2 protein-coding genes are annotated in these 1,555 nt (G+C 69.5%); one reads left to right on the top strand and one right to left on the bottom strand.

Annotated features, from left to right (window positions below; translation table 11 throughout):
- A partial coding sequence (locus IE272_RS38510; RefSeq protein WP_190010419.1) for a M23 family metallopeptidase occupies window positions 1–558 on the bottom strand: 558 nt, incomplete at its 3' end.
- Window positions 559–739: 181 nt separating this feature from the next.
- Between IE272_RS38510 and IE272_RS38505 the strand changes: the two genes are divergently transcribed.
- The coding region (locus tag IE272_RS38505; protein ID WP_190010417.1) for a glycoside hydrolase family 25 protein at window positions 740–1,555 on the top strand (816 nt) is incomplete at its 3' end.

Genomic DNA, 1,555 nt, shown 5'->3' with positions numbered 1-1,555 from the left:
GCGCTTCCACATGTTGGGCCCGGGAACACCATCCTGCTCGGTGGACGTCTTCGGCAGTACGGTGCCGCCACCGCCACCGCCCAGGTAGTCCAGCGGGTTGACGCGGGTGCCGCCCGGGGTGATCAGGTGCCAGTGGACGTGCGGGCCGGTGGAGCTGCCCGAGCCCGGGGCTCCGGCAGCTCCACCGGAGAACCCGACGGTGCCCCCCTGGCCGACCCAGGTGCCGTCGGAGACATGGAACGCCGACAGGTGCATGTACTGCGTCCGGTACCCGTCGCTGTGGGTGATGGTCACGGTGTGCCCGCCGGTGCCGTTGTACGGGATGTTGGTCACCGTTCCGGCCCCCGCGGCCGGGAGTCCGGTGCCGACGCCCATCGCGTAGTCGATTCCGCCCAGGGAACCGCGGTTGATGTGGTCCCACCAGCCGTCGGTCATCGCGTAACCGCTGAACGGGTTGTAGAGGTCGGCAGCCTTGGCCGAGCCCGCCGAGAACAGCACACCGCCGGCCGCCAGCCCGAAACTGGCGGCGGAGCCACGCAGCAGCGCACGCCGGGTCATTCCGGCCTGCGACCGGCCCTTCTCACCGTCATGGGGCCCATGACTTCTGCACACATCAACTCCCTTGATTTATATGCGACTTGGTTCGCCCTGATGAGTTGAGTCACGCTAACCTACGCGCATAGATTTTGATAGGAACATGTCATTCAGCCGCCCTGGACCCCGCCCCACCGGAGGAAGCATGCGCAGAAGAACCCTGATCCGCGGAGCTGCGGCAGTCGTCCTCGCCCCGGCCGGTCTCGCCGCGGCCACCAGCGCCGCGGCGGCCCCCCGCCCGGATTCCGCCCAGGCCGATGATCTGGTGGGCGTGGACGTCTCGAACTACCAGGTCGGCTTCGACTACGCCCGCGCTGCGAGGGAGGGCCTGGACTTCGTCGTCGCCAAGGCCGGGGGGTGCCAGCTCTCCGAGGGCCCCTACACCTCGGATTCCTACGCCGGCCACATCGACGGCGCCCGCGCAGCGGGCCTGCGGGTCGGCCACTACTTCCTGACGGGAGACTTCCTCTCTCCCCGCGACGCGGCCGACTACTTCGTGGACAACCTCCACGACTACCGCAGCGGCGACGTGCTCGCCCTGGATGTCGAGGTGCTCGACGACTCCACCCGCCTGTGGAACGACGCGGATGTGTCCACCTGGTTCAACCGGGTCCGGGAACGGGTCGGCGCGTACGTGCCCTGGTTCTACATCAGTACCAGTGCGCTGCGGTCCGCCGACTGGAGCCGGACCATCGCCTCCGGCGCCCGTCTCTGGGCGGCCTCCTGGGGAGCCAACGACGGCAACTACCCCGGTCCGCCCGACCTCGGAGGCAGGTACACCGACTGGGCCGCCCACCAGTACTCCTCCATGGGCTCGGTCGCCGGCACGTCCCCCATCGACCTCGACCTCGCGCGCCCCTGGGCGTTCGACGTGAGCGGGCCGACCGACCCGCCGCCGGGCGGACTGCCGAAGACGTCCACCGAGCAGGATGGTGTTCCCGGGCCCAACATGTGGAAGCGC

Origin of the sequence: Streptomyces anulatus (assembly GCF_014650675.1) — a bacterium.
GTDB lineage: Bacteria > Actinomycetota > Actinomycetes > Streptomycetales > Streptomycetaceae > Streptomyces > Streptomyces anulatus.
This window is presented reverse-complemented; position numbering and strand designations above follow the sequence as displayed.